Source organism: Candidatus Frackibacter sp. WG13, assembly GCF_900114655.1.
Classification (GTDB): Bacteria; Bacillota; Halanaerobiia; order Halobacteroidales; family Acetohalobiaceae; genus Frackibacter.
In genome coordinates, this window is the sequence record NZ_FOTT01000006.1 from 13,358 (window position 1) to 32,066 (window position 18,709).

Annotated in this window: 19 protein-coding genes, 3 tRNA genes, 1 pseudogene, 1 riboswitch and 1 other annotated feature; all 23 genes and pseudogenes read right to left on the bottom strand. The window is 33.3% G+C overall.

Annotated features, from left to right (window positions below; all coding sequences use genetic code 11):
- Positions 1-40: 40 nt before the first annotated feature.
- Positions 41-688, bottom strand: coding sequence for a potassium channel family protein (locus tag BM077_RS04640; RefSeq protein ID WP_089748555.1), 648 nt, complete (start codon positions 686-688; stop codon positions 41-43).
- A gap of 47 nt (positions 689-735) precedes the next feature.
- The gene (locus BM077_RS04645) at positions 736-2,079 is read right to left on the bottom strand and encodes a TrkH family potassium uptake protein (RefSeq protein ID WP_090095152.1); all 1,344 of its coding nucleotides are present in this window, start codon (positions 2,077-2,079) and stop codon (positions 736-738) included.
- Positions 2,080-2,151: 72 nt separating this feature from the next.
- Positions 2,152-2,307, bottom strand: a riboswitch (cyclic di-AMP (ydaO/yuaA leader).
- 102 nt (positions 2,308-2,409) lie between these two features.
- Positions 2,410-2,763 carry a 50S ribosomal protein L20 gene (gene rplT / locus BM077_RS04650; protein ID WP_089748467.1) on the bottom strand — a complete coding sequence of 118 codons (354 nt, stop codon included), beginning with the start codon at positions 2,761-2,763 and terminating at the stop codon, positions 2,410-2,412.
- 49 nt (positions 2,764-2,812) lie between these two features.
- Complete coding sequence (gene rpmI, locus BM077_RS04655) at positions 2,813-3,010, bottom strand: 50S ribosomal protein L35 (protein ID WP_089748468.1); 198 nt, start codon at positions 3,008-3,010, stop codon at positions 2,813-2,815.
- Positions 3,011-3,036: 26 nt separating this feature from the next.
- Positions 3,037-3,561, bottom strand: a complete 525-nt coding sequence (gene infC / locus BM077_RS04660; RefSeq protein ID WP_089748469.1) for a translation initiation factor IF-3 — start codon at positions 3,559-3,561, stop codon at positions 3,037-3,039.
- Positions 3,562-3,824: 263 nt separating this feature from the next.
- A complete protein-coding gene (gene thrS, locus BM077_RS04665; RefSeq protein ID WP_089748470.1) occupies positions 3,825-5,741 on the bottom strand; it encodes a threonine--tRNA ligase in 1,917 nt (638 codons plus the stop codon).
- A gap of 56 nt (positions 5,742-5,797) precedes the next feature.
- Positions 5,798-6,079, bottom strand: a binding site (T-box leader).
- A gap of 56 nt (positions 6,080-6,135) precedes the next feature.
- On the bottom strand, positions 6,136-7,062 hold the full coding sequence (gene ytxC, locus BM077_RS04670) for a putative sporulation protein YtxC (RefSeq protein ID WP_089748471.1): 927 nt from the start codon (positions 7,060-7,062) through the stop codon (positions 6,136-6,138).
- Between the two features lie 110 nt (positions 7,063-7,172).
- Positions 7,173-8,030 (bottom strand): hypothetical protein, encoded by an 858-nt coding sequence (locus BM077_RS04675; RefSeq protein WP_089748472.1) that lies wholly within the window; start codon positions 8,028-8,030, stop codon positions 7,173-7,175.
- A gap of 134 nt (positions 8,031-8,164) precedes the next feature.
- Positions 8,165-8,557: pseudogene (hslO, locus tag BM077_RS04680) on the bottom strand (Hsp33 family molecular chaperone HslO); the annotation flags it as partial.
- A gap of 175 nt (positions 8,558-8,732) precedes the next feature.
- Positions 8,733-8,807: transfer RNA gene (locus BM077_RS04685), tRNA-Val, on the bottom strand.
- Positions 8,808-8,816: 9 nt separating this feature from the next.
- A tRNA-Leu gene (locus BM077_RS04690) sits at positions 8,817-8,906 on the bottom strand.
- Between the two features lie 6 nt (positions 8,907-8,912).
- Positions 8,913-8,989, bottom strand: a tRNA-Cys gene (locus BM077_RS04695).
- A 143-nt stretch (positions 8,990-9,132) separates the two neighbouring features.
- Positions 9,133-10,863 (bottom strand): phosphoenolpyruvate--protein phosphotransferase, encoded by a 1,731-nt coding sequence (ptsP, locus tag BM077_RS04700; protein WP_090095154.1) that lies wholly within the window; start codon positions 10,861-10,863, stop codon positions 9,133-9,135.
- 11 nt (positions 10,864-10,874) lie between these two features.
- Complete coding sequence (locus BM077_RS04705) at positions 10,875-11,141, bottom strand: HPr family phosphocarrier protein (RefSeq protein ID WP_089748475.1); 267 nt, start codon at positions 11,139-11,141, stop codon at positions 10,875-10,877.
- A 53-nt stretch (positions 11,142-11,194) separates the two neighbouring features.
- Positions 11,195-11,671: a PTS sugar transporter subunit IIA gene (locus BM077_RS13840; protein WP_218124647.1), complete on the bottom strand. Its 477-nt coding sequence runs from the start codon at positions 11,669-11,671 to the stop codon at positions 11,195-11,197.
- Between the two features lie 72 nt (positions 11,672-11,743).
- Complete coding sequence (locus tag BM077_RS04710; protein ID WP_218140291.1) at positions 11,744-13,195, bottom strand: PTS transporter subunit EIIC; 1,452 nt, start codon at positions 13,193-13,195, stop codon at positions 11,744-11,746.
- A gap of 18 nt (positions 13,196-13,213) precedes the next feature.
- Positions 13,214-14,086, bottom strand: coding sequence for a glucose PTS transporter transcription antiterminator GlcT (gene glcT / locus BM077_RS04715; protein WP_089748476.1), 873 nt, complete (start codon positions 14,084-14,086; stop codon positions 13,214-13,216).
- A 280-nt stretch (positions 14,087-14,366) separates the two neighbouring features.
- Positions 14,367-15,686 carry a PepSY1/2 domain-containing protein gene (locus BM077_RS04720; RefSeq protein ID WP_176941625.1) on the bottom strand — a complete coding sequence of 440 codons (1,320 nt, stop codon included), beginning with the start codon at positions 15,684-15,686 and terminating at the stop codon, positions 14,367-14,369.
- A gap of 21 nt (positions 15,687-15,707) precedes the next feature.
- A complete protein-coding gene (locus tag BM077_RS04725) occupies positions 15,708-16,196 on the bottom strand; it encodes a cell wall hydrolase (protein WP_089748478.1) in 489 nt (162 codons plus the stop codon).
- Positions 16,197-16,392: 196 nt separating this feature from the next.
- A complete protein-coding gene (locus BM077_RS04730; protein ID WP_089748479.1) occupies positions 16,393-16,596 on the bottom strand; it encodes a cold shock domain-containing protein in 204 nt (67 codons plus the stop codon).
- Positions 16,597-16,727: 131 nt separating this feature from the next.
- Positions 16,728-16,910 carry a hypothetical protein gene (locus BM077_RS04735; protein WP_089748480.1) on the bottom strand — a complete coding sequence of 61 codons (183 nt, stop codon included), beginning with the start codon at positions 16,908-16,910 and terminating at the stop codon, positions 16,728-16,730.
- Positions 16,911-17,139: 229 nt separating this feature from the next.
- On the bottom strand, positions 17,140-17,691 hold the full coding sequence (locus tag BM077_RS04740) for a hemerythrin domain-containing protein (RefSeq protein ID WP_089748481.1): 552 nt from the start codon (positions 17,689-17,691) through the stop codon (positions 17,140-17,142).
- A 443-nt stretch (positions 17,692-18,134) separates the two neighbouring features.
- Positions 18,135-18,692: a manganese catalase family protein gene (locus tag BM077_RS04745; protein ID WP_089748482.1), complete on the bottom strand. Its 558-nt coding sequence runs from the start codon at positions 18,690-18,692 to the stop codon at positions 18,135-18,137.
- Between the last annotated feature and the right edge of the window lie 17 nt (positions 18,693-18,709).

Consider the following 18,709-nt stretch of genomic DNA (forward strand, 5'->3'; position numbering starts at 1 on the left):
TCCTATTCTAGATTAATTATATGTTTATCTATTCCTTAAATTAATATTCTCTAAGTTTATCTAAGCCTTCATCTTTACCCATTACCACTAAGATATCACCGGCCTCAATACGATCATCTGCTTCGGGAGTAACATTAATATCATCACCTTTTTTAATAGCAATAACATTAACACCAAATTTAACTCGCAAAGCCAATTCTCTTAGAGTTTTACCTACTAACTTAGTAGTTGCTCGCACTTCAATAATACTATAATCTGGAGCTAACTCTATATAGTCTAGCACATTAGATGTAACTAAGTTATGCGCCACTCGTGTCCCCATATCTCGTTCTGGATATACTATTTTATCAGCACCAATCTTACTTAGAACTTTGCCGTGTAGATTATCCTGAGCCTTAACTACTACATAAGGTACTCCTAATTCCTTTAAAACTAAAGTAGCCAAAATATTAGAATGTACATCATCACCGATACTTACTACTGCTACATCAAAGTTATTAACTCCTAATGTCTTTAAAGAATCCTCATCCGTAGCATCGGCCTGCACGGCATGAGTTACTAGATTACTAATCTCTTGAATAGGATCTTCATCACGATCAATAGCCAAAACGTCATGTCCTTGTTCTGCTAATGTAGCTGCTACACTAGTACCAAAACGTCCTAATCCAATTACAATAAATTGTTTCATATCATCACTCATATTATCACTCCTCTAAATATACTCTCCTAATCTAATTATCCAACTAAGATCTTTTCTTTTGGATATCTAATATTAGCTTTTTCTTCTTTGTAACCAATCGCTAAGGCTAAAGTTAACGGACCTACTCGCCCAGCAAACATCGTTAAGGTAATTAATACCTTCCCTATTATCGACAGTTTTCCTGTTACCCCTGTTGATAGACCTACCGTTCCAAAAGCAGATACTGTCTCAAAAAAGAGATCTAGAAAATTCATATCCTCAGTTATAGTTAGAATCATAGTAACTGTAACTATCAAAAGTAATGAAATAATTATGATCGATAGCGCTTTAAATATAATTTCCTTAGCTAAACGACGTTTAAATATTTCTATATCTCTTCGCCCAGTTATCATTGCGTATACTACAGCAACAACTGCACCAAAGGTAGTAGTTTTAACCCCACCTCCAGTAGAACCCGGTGATGCACCAATGAACATTAAAATAATCACGAAGAAAAGCGTTGAACTCTTTAATGCTCCTGTAGGAACAGTATTAAAACCAGCCGTTCTTGGAGTTACAGATAGGAAATAAGAAGCTAAAGCTTTGTCTCCTAGCGATAAATCACCTATAGTTTCTGGATTTGAATACTCTAAAGCAAAAACAACAATTGTACCAAATATAATTAAAAATATTGTAACTGATAATACTAATTTAGTTTGTAAAGAATATCGTTTAAAGTTGCGTTTATTACTATACAATTCTGCAATTACAGCAAAACCGATTCCACCAAGAATGATTAAAGTAGTAATTACTAAATTAATAGTAATATCCCCAGTGAAATTTTCTAAACTATTGCCAAATAAATCAAATCCTGCGTTATTAAAAGCTGATACAGCGTGAAAAATAGCAAAGTATAGCGCTTTCAATGGCGGATAATCTTTGAGTAAACGTAGAAATAGAATTAAAGCACCTACACCTTCGATTGTAAAAGCAACCATCAGGACATACCTAACTAACCTAATGATTCCTGATAATTGAAATTGGTCTAAATCCTGTTGAATGACTAACCTTTCTTTTAAAGTAATCTTTTTTCCTACTAACAGGGCAAATAACGTGGACATACTCATGATTCCTAAACCGCCGATTTGAATTAGAATCATAATTAAAATCTGCCCGAACATAGAAAAGAAAGTACTAGTATTCTCTACAATTAATCCTGTTACCGCTGTTGCCGACGTAGCCGTGAATAGAGCATCAACAAAAGGCATGCTTTGTCCACTAGCAGTAGCAATTGGCAATGACAATAAGATTGAACCGATTAAAATAACAACTAAATAACCTAAAGCTAAGACTTGTGCCGGCGTTAACTTATTTAAATCAAATCTATCATTTGCTCTCATCTTTACATCCCTTTCTAAATTTAAAATTAGGCATAGAAAAACCACAGGAACACCTACCTGTGGTAATTATGGTCTTCCTCTTCCAACGCCTACGAAGTTAGCTGTCGGGTTCGGGTTGAAAGAGTAACCCTACCATTTCCAATCCTATATCAGTAAGCTTGAAAAGTAGATTCACCCCAAAAGAAAGTGGGTCCCCCGCTTCCAAATGGAATTAAGCGTTTTAACCGTTTTTAATTTTGTTGCTTATATTATACTATAGTTTTTTATTTATGTAAAGTAACAGAATAAGAAAAAGGCATGGGATAAACCCCATACCTTTCTACTTACTAACTAGATATTTTCTTTAGCTAATGTAACTAATTCACCAAAAGCTTCGTCATCATTAACTGCTAAATCAGCTAACATTTTACGGTTAATATCAACATCTGCTTGCTTTAGACCATGGATAAATCTACTATAAGAAAGACCATGATTTCTAGCTGCAGCATTGATTCGAGTAATCCATAACTTTCTGAAGTTTCGCTTCTTCTGCTTTCTATCTCGATACGCATAATGTAATGACTTCAATACCTGTTCTTTAGCAGGTCTATATAACTTACTCTTAGAACCAAAATACCCTTTAGCTAATTTTAAGATTCGCTTTCTTCTTTTGCGTCGTTTAGTACCTCGTTTAACACGTGGCATCCTAATCCCTCCTTTACCTAAAATAAATCTATATAAAATTCAAAATTAATTATTCATATGGTAATAGTTCGTCTAATTTCTTTTGGTCTGCTTTAGAAACTACTGCATCTTTTCTTAATTTTCTCTTTTTATTACCTGACTTTTTAGTTAACAGGTGGTTCTTATAAGCTTTCTTACGCTTATATTTACCTTTAGCAGTCTTCTTAAATCGTTTCTTAGCACCTTTATGCGTCTTCATTTTCGGCATAAATTATTTCCTCCTTTATTCTTTATCTATTCCTTATCACTTTTTGGTGTAACCATCATTAACATGTTACGACCTTCCATCTTAGGCTTGCTTTCCATTTTACCTAAATCTTCTATTTCAGCAAAGAAATCCTCCATTAAATCATATCCTAACTCTTTATGAGTAATTTCTCTCCCTCTAAATTTAATCTTAACTTTAACTTTGTCTTTATTATTTAAGAACCTTTTAGCCATATTAACTTTTACATTAAAGTCGTGTTCTTCAATCTTAACACTCATTTGTACTTCTTTTACGTTCATGACATTCTGGTTCTTCTTAGCTTCTTTAGCTTTCTTAGCCTGCTCATACTTGTACTTACCATAATCAAGAATTCTACAGACAGGCGGGTTAGCATTTGGAGCTACTTCTACTAAATCTAAACCTCGCTCTTTTGCCAAGTTTAAGCCTTTCTTTAATGGCATAATCCCAATCTGGTCTCCATCATTATTAATTACTCTAACCTCTCTCGCTCTAATTCGTTCATTAACTCTTAAATCCTTACTAATTTTTATGCACCTCCTGAGTTTTTAACAAAACTTAACATAGCCTAAAGATTAAAATTAAAAAACGGGTAGCCTAATATAGACATAGACCACCCGCAAACTTATCAATAATACTAGTCGCAATCAGATATAATTATAACAGTGATATAGACACTACTCTATGCGACTACTTATTAACCCTCGATTGATACCGATAGGTGTGAAGCGGATGGCTTCCTCTTTATTGTCCACTCAATTATAGCACATTATTTTAGACAAGTCAAATATAAAAATTAATTAACTTTATCTTGAATCTCATCTAAAATTTCAGCTTTAAATTCACTTAATTCTTTAGCTCCTACATCTCCTTCACGACGATGACGAACTGATACGGTGCCGTCTTCTACTTCATTATCTCCTACTATTAGCATATAAGGAACCTGCTGTAATTGTGCTTGTCTAATCTTATATCCTACTTTTTCTTGCCTAGCATCTACTTCTACACGAATACCTTCGGCTGCTAATGCTTCTTGCACTTCGTAAGCATAGTCTAAATGGTCATCAGTAATTGGAATAATCTCTGTTTGGATTGGTGCTAACCAAGTTGGAAAAGCTCCACCGAAATGCTCAATTAAGATTCCAATAAACCGTTCTAAGCTGCCAAAGACTACCCGATGAATCATAACTGGTCTATGTTCTTCTCCATCTTCTCCTACATAATTTAAGTCAAACCGTTCTGGCATCTGGAAGTCTAACTGGATAGTTCCACACTGCCAAGTACGCCCTAAGCAGTCTTCTAGATGGAAGTCTATCTTTGGCCCATAGAAGGCTCCGTCTCCTTCATTAACGGTATAATCTAAGTCGTTAGCAACGATTGCATCCCTTAAGGCTTCTGTTGCTTCTTCCCATAACTGGTCAGAGCCCATAGCTTTATCTGGTTTTGTACTTAGCTCTACATGATATTTGAAACCAAAGACATCATAGAAGTAATCGATTAAATCAATCACTTCTGTTAATTCATCTTTAATCTGTGATGGTAGCATAAAGATATGTGCATCATCTTGTGTAAAAGACCTTACTCTCATCAAACCATGTAAAGTACCAGAGCGCTCATGACGATGTACTAAGCCTAACTCTCCCATTCTAATCGGGAAATCACGATAACTATGCATTTGATTCTTATAGATCAATACTGAACCTGGGCAGTTCATCGGCTTCACTGCATAGCCTTCTTCATCTATCTCTGTAAAGTACATATTCTCCTGATAATGGTCCCAATGTCCTGATTCTTTCCATAATTGTTGATTCAAAATTAAAGGTGTCTTTACTTGTTGATAACCTCGTCTTTGATGTTCTTCTTTCCAAAAGCTCTCTAATTCATTCCAAACGACCATGCCCTTAGGATGGAAGAATGGAAAACCAGGCCCTTCCTCATGCAGGCTGAATAAGTCTAGTTCTTTCCCTAGCTTACGATGATCTCGTTTCTTAGCTTCTTCTAATCTATGAAGATGTTCTTCTAACTTAGATTTCTTAGGAAATGCTGTTCCATAGATTCTCTGTAACATTTCATTATTCTCATCACCACGCCAGTATGCTCCGGCTACATTTAGTAATTTAAAAGCCTTCACCTTACCAGTTGATGGTAAGTGTGGTCCTCTACATAAGTCTACAAAATCACCTTGTTCATAAAAAGTAACTCTTTCATCTTCAAACTCTTTTAACATTTCAACCTTATACTCTTCATCTCGTTCTTTCATTCTCTCAATTGCTTCTTCTTTACTTAATTCAATTCGTTTAAACTCTAAATCCTCATTGACAATTCTTTGCATCTCGTCTTCTATCTTTTCTAAATCATTATCAGAAAAGCTTTCGCTAGCATCAAAATCATAATAAAATCCATCATCAATAGCTGGACCAATAGCTAATTTTACTTCTTCTTTACCAAAGAGATTTTCAACAGCTTGGGCCATAATATGAGCTGTACTATGCCTATAAATCTCTAATCCTTCTTCTGAATCGATAGTAATTATAGCTAAGTCCACATCGTCTTCAATTGGATAATCTAAATCAACTTTATCACCGTTAATCACACCAGCTACTGAAGCTTTTCCTAATCTAGGGCCAATATCAAAAGCTACTTCTTTAATAGTAGTTCCTTTTTCATACCCGCGACTAGAACCATCTGGTAAAGTTACTTCTACTTTTTCCATTTTCTCATCTCTCCTTTTAAATAATATTATAAAATAAAAAAACCTTTCATCTCTAAATTAGAGACGAAAGGTATTATTATTCGTGGTTCCACTCTATTTTATCCGATTAAAATTATTAACTTAATTAAAGTAAATTAAGAGCTAATAATTACAAATCGAATAATCTCTTATTTAATAACGGAAATTATAATTTCCGGGCTACCATACTTAAAACAAACTCTTTCCGGTACCAACTCAGAGGTGGTTTTCAGTTAAATTATCTCGGAAAGCTTGCAGCCGATGACTTTCCTCTCTTAAGAGATAAAACTTAACTTACTCGTCCTCTTCATAGTCTTTACTAATATTTAATTTTAAAATCATTATAACTATAATTTCTATCTTTGTCAAGTATCATTTACCTTTCATATTCAAAAACTTGGTCACTCTTAACCTCTTGACAATATTCACAGCCAGAACAAACTACAGCCTTATCTTCAAATATATTCTCAACCGTTTCAACAACCTTATCGTTCTTATCACAATGTAACTTTATTCTTTCAGGTGCTACTGTAATTAAAGCGCTAATTAATAAGTCTTCATAATGCAGTTCATCATCTACCATATCTAAAACAAAGCCTTCCAAGTACTCATTCTCTATCCTTTCATAATCCTTATCTAATAGCTTAAAACCAGACTTCGCATCCCTTACTACATGAACTAAATGAACCTGTGGTTCTTGAATATCAACAAAGTAACGGAGTAAAGTAATAAATTCTTCGTACTCTTTTTCTAGCATAAAATCATCAATTGCACACTCTACAGCCAACTTTAGTTCTGTAAAGTAGTCCTTTAATCTGAATCTGATAAAGCCTTCCAATATAATTTCATTATTTATATCTAAATAATCAATTAATTCTAATTGAATTCTACTCTTCTGGTTTACCTGAGAAAGAATACTATCTTCCTCTTTTTCTTTTAAATTATTTAGTTTTTTTAAAGCAGAATCATAAATTAGCTTTTTCTCTTTCTGACTATAATCTTGACATTGATTTTGAACAATCTCATTAATTAATACACCTTCTAAATCATTAATGATTATATCTGCTATAGTATTAGCTAGATAATCTTTAAATGACCTTTGTATGCTTAGATTACCATTCTCTCTACCATCTATAAATTCATCTATATTATTGACATTACAACCAAATAAAGTTAAATCTCCTTTACTCTTTTCTTCGATATTAATCTTAATTCCTTCTTCAGTTAGAATGCGTTTTTCAAAGTTTAAACGTTCTCTTAATTCTTCAGCACAAAGGTTAGTACCGATAGAAATAGCATTCATTTATTTCACCCCTTTCTACCTTTCTTTCTGTATATCTATTATATGTTTTAAATTATGGTTGTATACAGTGATTAAAATGCAAGAGGTGAAAATATAACGCGTATTTAAAATTATTGTTGTAGATTGCCAACATTCTCTAACATGATTCTTCCTTTCACTTTTACTAATTCTTCTTTCTTCTTTTCGATTACTTCTTTTAAATCTAAAATCGAATTTTTTAATTTTAAAAATTTCTTTTTTGGTATCTTTTCTTTTTCTATCTTTTTCTTTAAAGGTTCTAAAAGAGCCTTTGCTTGAGTTATATCCTCTTTTCTCTTCTTCCAATCACCTTTTAGAAAGAGAATTTCTTGAGCATAAAACCTCATTGCTCTTAATTCAATCGGCATTTTAGTTTTGTATAACTTAAAAAAAGGCACTAAGTCTAAATTTAATCTATTAGTATTAACTAAAGATTCTCTTAACTTCTTCTTTTTAACAGCCTCTGTAGCCTGATTTAGATCATCTTTAAATCTCTTTATATCTTTTGGTTTAGCCTTATCTTCTTGTGCGGTGACCTCAAAATTATTCCACCTTTTATTTAATTGCTGAGTCAGATCATCTGTTTTAGACCATAATTTTTCAAATTGATCTTGAGTAACTCCTTTAACATTCTCAGCTAAACTTTGGTTTTGTTGACCTCCTTGCTTCCCACCTTGTTGCTTCTTTTCCTGTTTTTGAGCACCTTGTGCTTGCTTTTGCTCTTGCTTCTGTTTAACTTTCTTCTTTTCTTCCTTCTTATTCTTTATCTTTTCTAGTTGATCAACCACTTCTTCAATCTTGTCATTGACTGCCACTAAATCATTTGGTACCAACTTCTTTTCATTCTTCTTTGGTTTCGACTGTTGATTAGACTTCAGTTGACTACAACCTAGTATACTAAAAACTATTGTCAAAAATAATATTAAAACTATCATTATTCTCTTACTCATACCTATTATTCACCTCAATAGATTTCAATTATAATTTTATCTGTAATTTTCATTATCTATTATGGCTTATTATTTAAAAGTTATACTATAAAGAAAAAATCTCCTATATAGGAGATTTTGTTTTATAAAATAATCTATTTTTTATTTTCTCGTTTTTCATTTATATCCTTAACTTTATCGAATAATTTATCAATCTCTTCTTTTTCATAACAATAGACTCCACCACAAAAATGACATTTAACCTCTACTTGACCTTCTTCTTCTAATATCTCCTGAATTTCTTTTCTACCCATACTAACTAGTAAATTCCTAGTACGTTCTCTGCTACACTGACATTGATAAGAGACTTCCCTTTCGGCTAAGATTCTAAATCTAAACCCCTCTAATATTTCTTTTAATATCTCTTCTGGACTTAAACCTTGGTCTATCAATCCACTTACACTCTTTATTTGAGCCAAATTTTCTTCTAATTTTTCTATCGTCGCTTCACTAGCTTCTGGTAGTAGTTGAACAATAAATCCTCCGGCAGCTTTAACAGACCAGTACTTGGCTTTTTACGTAGTTCAAAAATTGAATAATATACTTGAAAAATAGGCTTTTTAAAAATAGTTATTGCGAAATTATTGCGAAATGGTTATTAAACACAAAAAAACAGCCATTCTCAAAATGACTGTTAAGTATTGATATTACAGTATTTATAAATGGTGCGGACAGATGGGATCGAACCATCGGCCTCCACGATGTCAACGTGGCGCTCTCCCCCTGAGCTATGTCCGCCTAAACAAATGGTGCCGGGGGTGGGACTCGAACCCACACGGGCACTAAAGGCCCATCGGATTTTAAGTCCGATGCGTCTGCCAATTCCGCCACCCCGGCTTATTTTGGAGGTGGCACCCGGACTCGAACCGGGGCAATAAAGGATTTGCAGTCCTCTGCCTTACCAACTTGGCTATGCCACCTAATTATTTATGCTGTTCTTGGGTCGAACAGCATAAATAAGTATATAAAATAAGCATGAAATAGTCAAAAACGAAAATTATCTTTTAAGGGGGGTTAACATCTTTTTTCTCTTTTTTTCTAAATCATACTTAATTTTTCGCCTTTATTTATTTTTTAGGTCAGTTACTTTGTCTTCTAAATAATTAATAATTTCATCAGCTGTCTCTAATCTTAAAACATCCTCTGCTAATTCTTTAGCCTGAGTTAAAGTTAATGATCGTATTATCTCCTTTACCTCAGGAATAACTATTGCACTCATACTAAATTCATCTAAACCAAAACCTAATAAAACCGGTGCTAATCTAATATCTCCAGCCATCTCTCCACACATTCCTACCCACCGATCTTCTCGATGACCAGCATCGATAACTCGTTTAATTAAACGTAAGACTGCTGGATGAAAAGGTTTATATAGATCAGAAATATTCTCATTCATTCGATCTACAGCGGTAGTATATTGAATTAAATCATTAGTACCTATACTGAAGAAATCAACTTCTTTAGCTAAAATATCGGCTGTCATAGCCGCACTAGGCACTTCAATCATCATTCCTACTTCAATATCTCTATCAAATTTAACTCCTTCACTCTGTAGGTCAGCTTTTACTTCGGCGAGAACTTCATTAGCTACTCTTAATTCTTCTATAGAAGAGATCATTGGATACATGATTTTAAGATTTCCATAAACTGATGCCCTCAAAATTGCTCTTAACTGTATTTTAAAGATATCAGGCCTATCTAGACAAATCCTAATCGCTCTATATCCTAAGAATGGGTTCATCTCATCTGGTAAATCTAAATATGATAGTTCCTTATCACCACCAATGTCTAATGTGCGTATGACAACCGGATTACTATTAAATCCTTCTGCTACTCTCTTATAAGCTTGAAATTGTTCTTCTTCGGTTGGCAAATTAGACCTATCCATATATAGAAATTCTGTTCTATATAGGCCAACTCCTTCACCGCCATTTCTTAATACTCCATCAACATCTTTAGGAGTTCCGATATTAGCTACTATTTCGATACGATGACCATCTTTGGTCTCAGCCGGTAAATCTTTTAGCTCATTGAGCCGTTCTTTCCTTGCTAAATATTCTTCTTGTTTAGCTTGATACTCTGCTAATTCTTTAGAAGTAGGATTAATAATTAAATTTCCTTCTAAGGCATCAACAATTACTCTATCCCCTGAATCTACCTCTTTTAATAAACTTGACCCTAATCCTACCACCGCTGGAATCTCTAAAGAACGAGCCATAATCGCAGTATGAGAAGTCCTTCCTCCAATTTCAGTGACAAAGCCTAAAACTTGCTCCTTATTAATCTGAGCTGTATCGGAAGGAGTCAAATCTTCAGCGATTAAGATAATCGGTTCGTCTAAATTAGCTAAGGAACTCACTTCTGCATCTAATAAGTTCTTTAAAATTCTAGTTCCGATATCCTTAATGTCTGCTGCTCGCTCTTGCATATATTCATCGTCTAAAGCAGAAAACATCTCTACGAAACTATCAACTACTTCATCTAAACTTCCTTCTGCATTCACTAACTCATTAGTAATCTTTTCCTCAACTGCCTTAATTAATTCTGGATCATCTAGCAATAATAGGTGTGCTTGAAAGATCTCTGCTTCTTCATCTCCCATCTCCTGAGCAGCCTTTTCTTTTATTTCTTCAAGCTGTTCTTTAGACTTAGCTACTGCCTCTTGAAATCTCTTCTTTTCAGCTTCCGTTTCATCTTGACTAATCTTTACTTTTTCATAACTTAAATCTGGTTGGTTTAGTTTAAAGACTTTTCCAATAGCAACTCCTGGTGAAGAAGCAATACCCTTAATCATATTTCTACCTCCTATTCTTCGCCAAAGTTACTCTCAATTAACTCTACTATTGCTTCAACTGCTTCTTCTTCCTCTACTCCTTCTGCTTTAATGATTATCTGGTTATCAGCACTTACTGCTAAACTCATGACTCCCATTATACTCTTAGCATTAGCTTCTTCGTCTTCTTTAATTAATTTAATATCTGCCTCAAATTCATTAGCAGTTTGTACTAGTAATGAAGCTGGTCTAGCGTGAATACCTGTTTCATTTTTAACTATAACTTCTCTTTCTACCATGTTAGACTGCCTCCTTATTGTATTAATTACATTATTAAGATTCCTACATTTTTCTATTTAACCTCAAATAACTTCTCTTCTATTTTAATTTCACTTTCGGCAATTACATTAATTTCTTCTTCCTCTAAATTAGTAACTACTATTGGAGTAATTATTGACGTAGCGTTCTGCTTAATATATTCCAAATCAAATTCAATTAATTTAGTACCAACTTCTACTGTTTGACCTTCATCTACAAATTTCTTGAATCCTTTTCCATCTAATTCTACAGTATCAATACCAATATGCACTAAGATTTCCGAACCTGATTTAGCCTTAATACCAATAGCATGTTTCGTAGGAAATAGCTGTTTTATTTCTCCTTCGACTGGCGAAACCAGAATGCCTTCTTGAGGTTCAATTGCTACTCCATCGCCTACTATTCGTTCAGCAAATACTTGGTCTGGAACTTTTGATAAATCTATTAATTTACCATTTAAAGGAGAGTTTACTAAATGAACTTGCTTATTTTTCTTAAAGATATTGAACATTTGACTTCCTCCTCATTTTAATTTGCAAATTGAATTTATACAGTTTTTAATGTTACTAAAAATCATACATCTCTAAAGCAACTTATTAATTTCATCTTTTAAAACATCTGACTCTGGACCAAATACGACTTGTACATTCCCACCGCCAGCATCCATTACTCCAGAAGCACCTAGTTGTTTAAGCCTATCTTGGTCAACTTTCTCACTAGTTACTAAGTTAGTTCTTAATCTAGTAATACAAGCATCTATCTCTTTTACATTCTCAGCTCCACCTAAGGCTTCTAATACAGCTGCTGCCTTATCATTATCCTCACCTGGATTAGACATAATACCTTCTAAAGCATCATCTGTCTTGTCATCATTTCCACGTCCAGGCGTAGCAAAATCAAACCATTTAATACCAAAATAAAAGACCACAAAATACATCACACCAATAATAGGACCAACTATTAACCAAAACTGCCAAGGATTCCCGGCATTACTAATACCTAAAATATAGTCTATCAAACTAGCTGAAAAAGTATACCCTAAGCGAATACTAAAGAAGTTAGTTAATAAACCGGAAATAAAGGCACCTACTATATGAAAAACATAAAGCGCTGGTGCTACAAAGATAAATGAAAATTCAATCGGTTCAGTAATACCTGTTAAAATAGAAGTAATTGCTGCTGTAGACATAATTCCGGCTACCGCTTTTTTCTGTCCTGGCTCAGCCCTTAAAAACATTGCTAAAGATGCTGCTGGTAAACCAAATAACATGATTGGATATTCTGCAGCCATAAACCGCCCAGCTGTTGGATCACCAGCAAAATACCTTGCTGCCTCACCTCTTAAAACCTCTCCACTCTCAGTTACAAAACGTCCAAACTCATATAAAAATGGCTGATAATAAACATGATGTAACCCAACTGGAATTAATGCTCGTTTCCCAGCTGCATATAATGCTGGTCCAATCGGAGATTCAATTGCCCAACGTGCAAAATTGTTAATCTGAATCTGAATCGGTGGCCAAATAAATGCTAGCAAGACCCCAATTGCAAATGCAGCAAATGATGTTACAATTGGCACTAACCTTTTTCCAGCAAAGAATCCTAAATAAGGAGGTAGCTTAGTCTTATGATATCGCCTATATAACCCGGCTGCTACAAAACCAATAATAATTCCGCCAAAAACCCCGGTATTAATAGCTTCTATATTTCCACTGGTCTTTTCAGCTATCTTAATAATATCAGTACCCATTACACCAATTACCTTAGTAAAGACTATATATCCTACGCCTGCAGCCAATCCCGCTACAGCTTCACCAACAAAACCAATTGCTACACCGATAGCAAAGATTAGTGGTAAGTTTTCGAAGATTGAAATACCACCTGCAAACATTACTTGCCCTACTCCACCTAATAATCCTGAATTATTTGAAAAAACTCGACCAATAGCTACTAAAATTCCAGCTGCTGGCAATACAGAAACTGGTAACATTAATGACTTCCCAATTTTCTGTAAATACTTGAATAATATTTTCATTACTTATTCCTCCCTTAATTATTGATTAATATTCTTTTTTAACCTCTGCAAATGCAAAGCAATATAACCTACCTCATCAATTGGAACTTCTAATTCTAATCTATCTTCAATCATTCTTGCTAACTCTTCAGCAAGTTGATAAGCATCATTAAAGTTATTCTTAATCGTTGCTAAAATTGGATTTTGATTAGGAGTTTCATCTTCAATTCGTTTTAAAGCAAAACGTAAGTGAGTAACTAAACGAGCATGATTTAAACTCTCTCGCGATAATTTTATTGCTAATTCTTCTTCTACTGCTTCAATCATACTCTTAATTAAAGAAGTATACTTTACCGTCTTTGAAACTTTTAAATTATTTTTAGCTGCATGTAGATGTAAAGTAATAAATCCTACTTCAGCTACAGGCATCTCTATTCCTAATCTCTTTTCTATTAAAGCTACTGATTTTTTAGCTAAATTATACTCTGTTGAATATAAAGTTTGTGTTTCTGCTAAAAATGGATTTAGAATCTCCATGCCTTCTTTTAATCTTTTGAGCGAAAATTGAATATGGTCTGCTAAAGCAATATGAATATGCTCATCTAATTCTTCTCCTAACTCTTCACTTGCCATGGCTATAATCTCTTCAGTAACACCAATCACTTCTTTATCTACATTAGCAACTAACCTTTGGTACTTTTCTTTATTCTCTTTATTTACTGCTACAAAAGTCTTATCAATTTTGGGATCATCAGTAGACAATATATCGCCTATGGAATTACTAAAACCTAGCCCTTTTCCAATAACTACTATCTCTTCTCTACTTCCTATGCCTTCTGCTAAAACTACATTATTATTTAAAACTTTTGTAACTTCATAATTTTGCTCTGAACTTTGTCCAAAGTTTGGCATCTTATTGCCTCCTATACTCCTATATCATTTAAGTTCCATAATTTTATATTTCCCAAAACAACCTAAATTAATTTTAAACCAAAAAATCTATATATAAATAAAAAAACTAGGAAAAGATATTACCTATAGTTATCCCAAGGACTTGTAGATAGTATCTCTCCCTAGTTCATGCCTGCTTTACCAGTAACACACTAGTTTAAGAGAGGTATTTTTTAATTTTAAGTAATTTTATTTTACATATTTATTTTACATAATTAGTCGAAAAATGTCAAGCGGTTTCTTAAGTTTTTATTACCTTAACTTCTCTTCCATTGTCTGCATTAATATATATTTTAAACTCTTCATCTCCAAGTACACCAACAAATTCATAACTTAATATCGGTCTTCCTATATCATTAAAAATTACCGCTAATCTATTATCTTTTAGGTCTAATCTCTGGTTTACCCGCTGCTTGGCTTCTTCTAAACTTAATTTTGGTTCTAAATCTACTTCTAAGTCATTATTAGATAGGAAACGTCGCGCATTAAATCCAATAATATCGCCATTATCTAAAGCAACTTTAACTTTAACTAATTGAGGATAAATTAAGACTCCTTCTGTCTTAGGTGCTAAATCTACTATACCTAAGTTTCCTTCTGAACTAATCTCTTTCACTACTAAATCATCATAATTACTCTGTTTTACAAAATCTGTAGCAAATTTTTGTACCTGGTCGTCCTCAAATTCTGATGTCTTAAAAGACCGCTTTTCTAAGAACCAGATAACCTCTCCACTTTTTTGACTAATATCAAAGAATATCTGACTATTATTCGTTTCTTCTGAATTAGCTATTACAGTAACTATACCTGAATCCTTCACTTGATTATCATATAAATCGAATTTATAATTCTTGCTTCGAGCACCTAAGAAGTCTTTAGCTAACTTTATAGCTTTATCTTTCTCAATACTACCTTCTTGTCCTTTTACTTTACTTAGTTGTAAAAGAAATTGATCAGTTGATTCTTGTTCTAAACCTAAATCCAAATTAGATAACTTTAGTTTTCTTTCTGTAACTTGTAAACTGCTTAAAACAGAATTATCACTTAAATTATCTTTTTCTAAGATAATATGCCTTTGCTTGCTCCATCTGAAATTATTTTTTTCAATCTTGTTATGTACTTCTTCTAAGTCATTTGCTGCCACTTTAACCTGCTTATGTAACTGATTAAGATTTTCCCAATCCTTGCCGGATAGTTTTTTATTGATATTTTCTTGAGATAATCTATAAGCATACCTTTCTGTTTTGGATAATAGACTTTTAATGTTCGTTAAAGAGACACCAGCAATTGGTAATTCTCCTAAATCTTCTTGTGCAGCAAAAGCATCTCTCCAAATATTATTTAACTTAACTAAACGTCTCTCATTAGACTTAGTAACTAAAGCAGTAGCTATCTCTGTTTCTAATGATTCAAAATGAGTATTCAATTCTTGAAAAGCACTTCTATATTGATTCTCAGCTTGTAACTCCCACTGAGCTAAAATTCTATTATTCTTAACTCCCCAGTAACCCACGACTGCTAAAGATACGACTAAAACAAAGATCAAAAAGTTTCGTTTCAAAATCTCCACCCCTTTCTACACTTAACGAGCAAAAACATGTCTCCCGATAGTTCTAACTGTTGGTCGCGAAAAGATCCAATTAGAAGTTACTTTTACCGGATTATAATAAAATACCGACCCATAGCTAGGATCCCAACCTGACATTGCATCTAAAGTTGCTTCTACAGTGGTTGAATTAGGTGTATGATTCCAAATCTGTCCGTAAGCAACAGCTGTAAAAGCCCATGGCTGATAAATAACTCCAGCAAGTGTATTAGGAAACCTTGCATCGTCAACTCGATTCATGATCACTGCTCCCACTGCTACTTGTCCTATATAAGGTTCCCCTCTTGCCTCAGCTGAAATCGTCCGGGCCATTAGTCTAGCATTAGGCGATAAATTCCAAAAACTTGGTCCCCATTGTGCTTGCATATTACTTGCCTGTTGCGGCCGATTAGGTTGCAGATGATCATATATAAACCAACCTCCTACAACTAATACTAAAATTATTAGGATAGATATTTTTTTCATCAATAATCCTCCCATCTCTCTTTATTCATTTATCATTCTTTACTGTTTAGCACAAATTTATTCTTGTTAAATGTAGTAAATCAAAAATTTATATTAAAATAAAAAAGTCTAGGTGGAAATATTTCCACCTAGACTTAGGACTCAAAATAACCTATATAGTTTATAAGTAATAAATTTAAACTTCTTTAGCTTAAATTTATAAAGCAACTACATTATCAGCTTGAGGTCCTTTTTCTCCCTCAACAATTTCAAATTCTACTTCTTGTCCATCTTCTAAAGTCTTGAATCCGTCAGAATTAATCGAAGAATAATGCACAAAAATGTCGTCTCCTTCTTCACTCTCAATAAATCCATAACCCTTTTTTGCATCAAACCATTTTACTGTTCCTGTTAATGTCACTAAAATCCCTCCATGCTTAAATTATAACATATTATTTAATATATTTTTTCACCAATAATTGTATAACTATTAGCAAATCCATAGATTATTGTAACATATAGTAGCCTTAATGTCTAGAAAAATATTATAAATTAACATGCACCTTGACAATTTTTAAGATCTAATCCTAAATTTTTCGCTACCTTTCCTACTTCTTTTGGCTCGACTCCTAAATCAGCTGCAATTTCCTGAGCAACTTCACATTCAATACCTTTATCATTAATATTTTCTTTAATAGCCTTCTCTATAGCCTTCTCTCTACTTTCATCACTCATAAAACTTCCTCCCCTTTTAAAAAATTTTAATTTACTTCTACTACCATTTATATTCTTCATTTAACATTATTATCCTGCAAATTATGCTATTTTCATAGAATTATTGTGATTACATCCATCTGTCATAATAAATTCCAAGACTAATTATTCAATTAATTATTTCATTCTTGATAATTTATTCAATAATTTCTATCTTTAAAATAATTATATTAATCTGCTCTATTATCTATTACACTCTTTGCTCTAAGTCATCTATCATTTTAATATACTTATCTTGAATACCTTCTTGAGCTGCCTTTTCTTCTACCTCTTTACAACTTACTCCTATCTCTTGCAAAGTATCTGAGCTTAAATTCTCTTTTCCATAATTATATACCATATTATTCTCTTTAAATATATGCCCATCCAGCAAGTCAGCATAGCCAACTGCATTAGCAATTATATCTATTTTAGCTTCTTCATCTCCACTCTTAACTTCCTTCAATGCAGTCTCTAATTTACTAATAAAGTACCTACCGAAATCATGTTCAGAAAACATAGCAGAAATAGTAATCTCCTTTACATCTTTATCCAACTCATCAGACATTCGCTCAAATAAAATATCTTCTTCTTTCCCATGATGGTGGTCATCAGCATAATTTTTTACAAAATCTATTATCTTTTCAAAAACTTCAAAATCAACTTCCCCTTCTTCTAAAATTTTAAGACATAACTTTCTTGCTACTGCTAAGACCCTCTTGATATTATCATGCTCTTTAATTAATAAATCTATTGCTTCCATTTTATCACTCCTAATGTTCTGTAATTAGTAATCAGTATTCAGTGTCTGCCCAATAAAAAGATATCAAACTAGAAGCAACAATTATCATAAGCTTATGATCAGCCTTGGTTTTTAGGCTGAACAATCAGTATCTTTAAGGTTTTAACTGTAAACTATCAATTGTCAACTACTTAAAAAGCTTGTCCATATACGAAATAATTGGTGCTATCTTCACTAACGTTGGTGCTCCTCTTTAAATTCATCTTTCATCTTTGCTTTATCAAATTCTTTATCGTCCATTAATATTCCTCCTACTACAATAGTATTTAAATCTATCATCTCACTTGAAGTCAATCATTATTCATTATCTCTCCTAAAATAGATTCTACATTAAATTAAAGCATCTTACCATTTATGTAAGAACCCTGCCCAAAAGCAGGATTCCTATTATTCAATTTTTAATATTAATCTAAATAGTCTCTAACTATCTCTAATGTTTCTCCAAAACGCTGGAAATGAACTATTTCTCGTTCTCTTAAGAAGCTAAGCGTATCAATTACTCCAGAGTCATTACTAAGATTGATTAAATATTCATAAGTTGCTCTTGCTTTTTCTTCGGCAGCCATATCTTCATGCAAATTAGCAATTGGGTCTTCATGTGATTGAAAATAAGACACGGTAAAAGGTACTCCTGCAGCATCATGAGGATATAAAGCATGGCCGTGTTGAGCATAATGTGCAGCTAACCCTGCTTCCTGTAACTCTTCTGGTGGAACTCCTTCAATCAATTTATAAATTAATGTGCCAATTATCTCCCAATGTGCTAACTCTTCGGTACCTATATCTGTTAATACAGCTTTTGCTTCATCCGTAGGCATAGTATAACGCTGCGTTAGATAACGCAACCCTGCTGCTAATTCACTATCTGGTCCTCCATATTGAGCAAAGAGTTCACTTGCAATTTCTAAGTCAGTACCTTCTACTTCTGCTGGGTATTGAAGCTTCTTTTCATAAATCCACATATTTATCCCTCCCTCTT

Bases quoted from the DNA above. Each gene is read 5' to 3' on its own strand.
- BM077_RS13840 (WP_218124647.1), bottom strand. From the start codon at position 11,671: ATGTTCAATATCTTTAAGAAAAATAAGCAAGTTCATTTAGTAAACTCT.
- rpmI (WP_089748468.1), bottom strand. From the start codon at position 3,010: ATGCCGAAAATGAAGACGCATAAAGGTGCTAAGAAACGATTTAAGAAG.
- ytxC (WP_089748471.1), bottom strand. From the start codon at position 7,062: ATGAATGCTATTTCTATCGGTACTAACCTTTGTGCTGAAGAATTAAGA.
- BM077_RS04640 (WP_089748555.1), bottom strand. From the start codon at position 688: ATGAAACAATTTATTGTAATTGGATTAGGACGTTTTGGTACTAGTGTA.
- BM077_RS04645 (WP_090095152.1), bottom strand. From the start codon at position 2,079: ATGAGAGCAAATGATAGATTTGATTTAAATAAGTTAACGCCGGCACAA.
- ptsP (WP_090095154.1), bottom strand. From the start codon at position 10,863: ATGATTAAGGGTATTGCTTCTTCACCAGGAGTTGCTATTGGAAAAGTC.
- glcT (WP_089748476.1), bottom strand. From the start codon at position 14,086: ATGCCAAACTTTGGACAAAGTTCAGAGCAAAATTATGAAGTTACAAAA.
- BM077_RS04740 (WP_089748481.1), bottom strand. From the start codon at position 17,691: ATGGAAGCAATAGATTTATTAATTAAAGAGCATGATAATATCAAGAGG.
- BM077_RS04675 (WP_089748472.1), bottom strand. From the start codon at position 8,030: ATGAGTAAGAGAATAATGATAGTTTTAATATTATTTTTGACAATAGTT.
- rplT (WP_089748467.1), bottom strand. From the start codon at position 2,763: ATGCCACGTGTTAAACGAGGTACTAAACGACGCAAAAGAAGAAAGCGA.
- BM077_RS04710 (WP_218140291.1), bottom strand. From the start codon at position 13,195: ATGAAAATATTATTCAAGTATTTACAGAAAATTGGGAAGTCATTAATG.
- thrS (WP_089748470.1), bottom strand. From the start codon at position 5,741: ATGGAAAAAGTAGAAGTAACTTTACCAGATGGTTCTAGTCGCGGGTAT.
- BM077_RS04705 (WP_089748475.1), bottom strand. From the start codon at position 11,141: ATGGTAGAAAGAGAAGTTATAGTTAAAAATGAAACAGGTATTCACGCT.
- BM077_RS04725 (WP_089748478.1), bottom strand. From the start codon at position 16,196: ATGAAAAAAATATCTATCCTAATAATTTTAGTATTAGTTGTAGGAGGT.
- BM077_RS04745 (WP_089748482.1), bottom strand. From the start codon at position 18,692: ATGTGGATTTATGAAAAGAAGCTTCAATACCCAGCAGAAGTAGAAGGT.
- BM077_RS04735 (WP_089748480.1), bottom strand. From the start codon at position 16,910: ATGAGTGATGAAAGTAGAGAGAAGGCTATAGAGAAGGCTATTAAAGAA.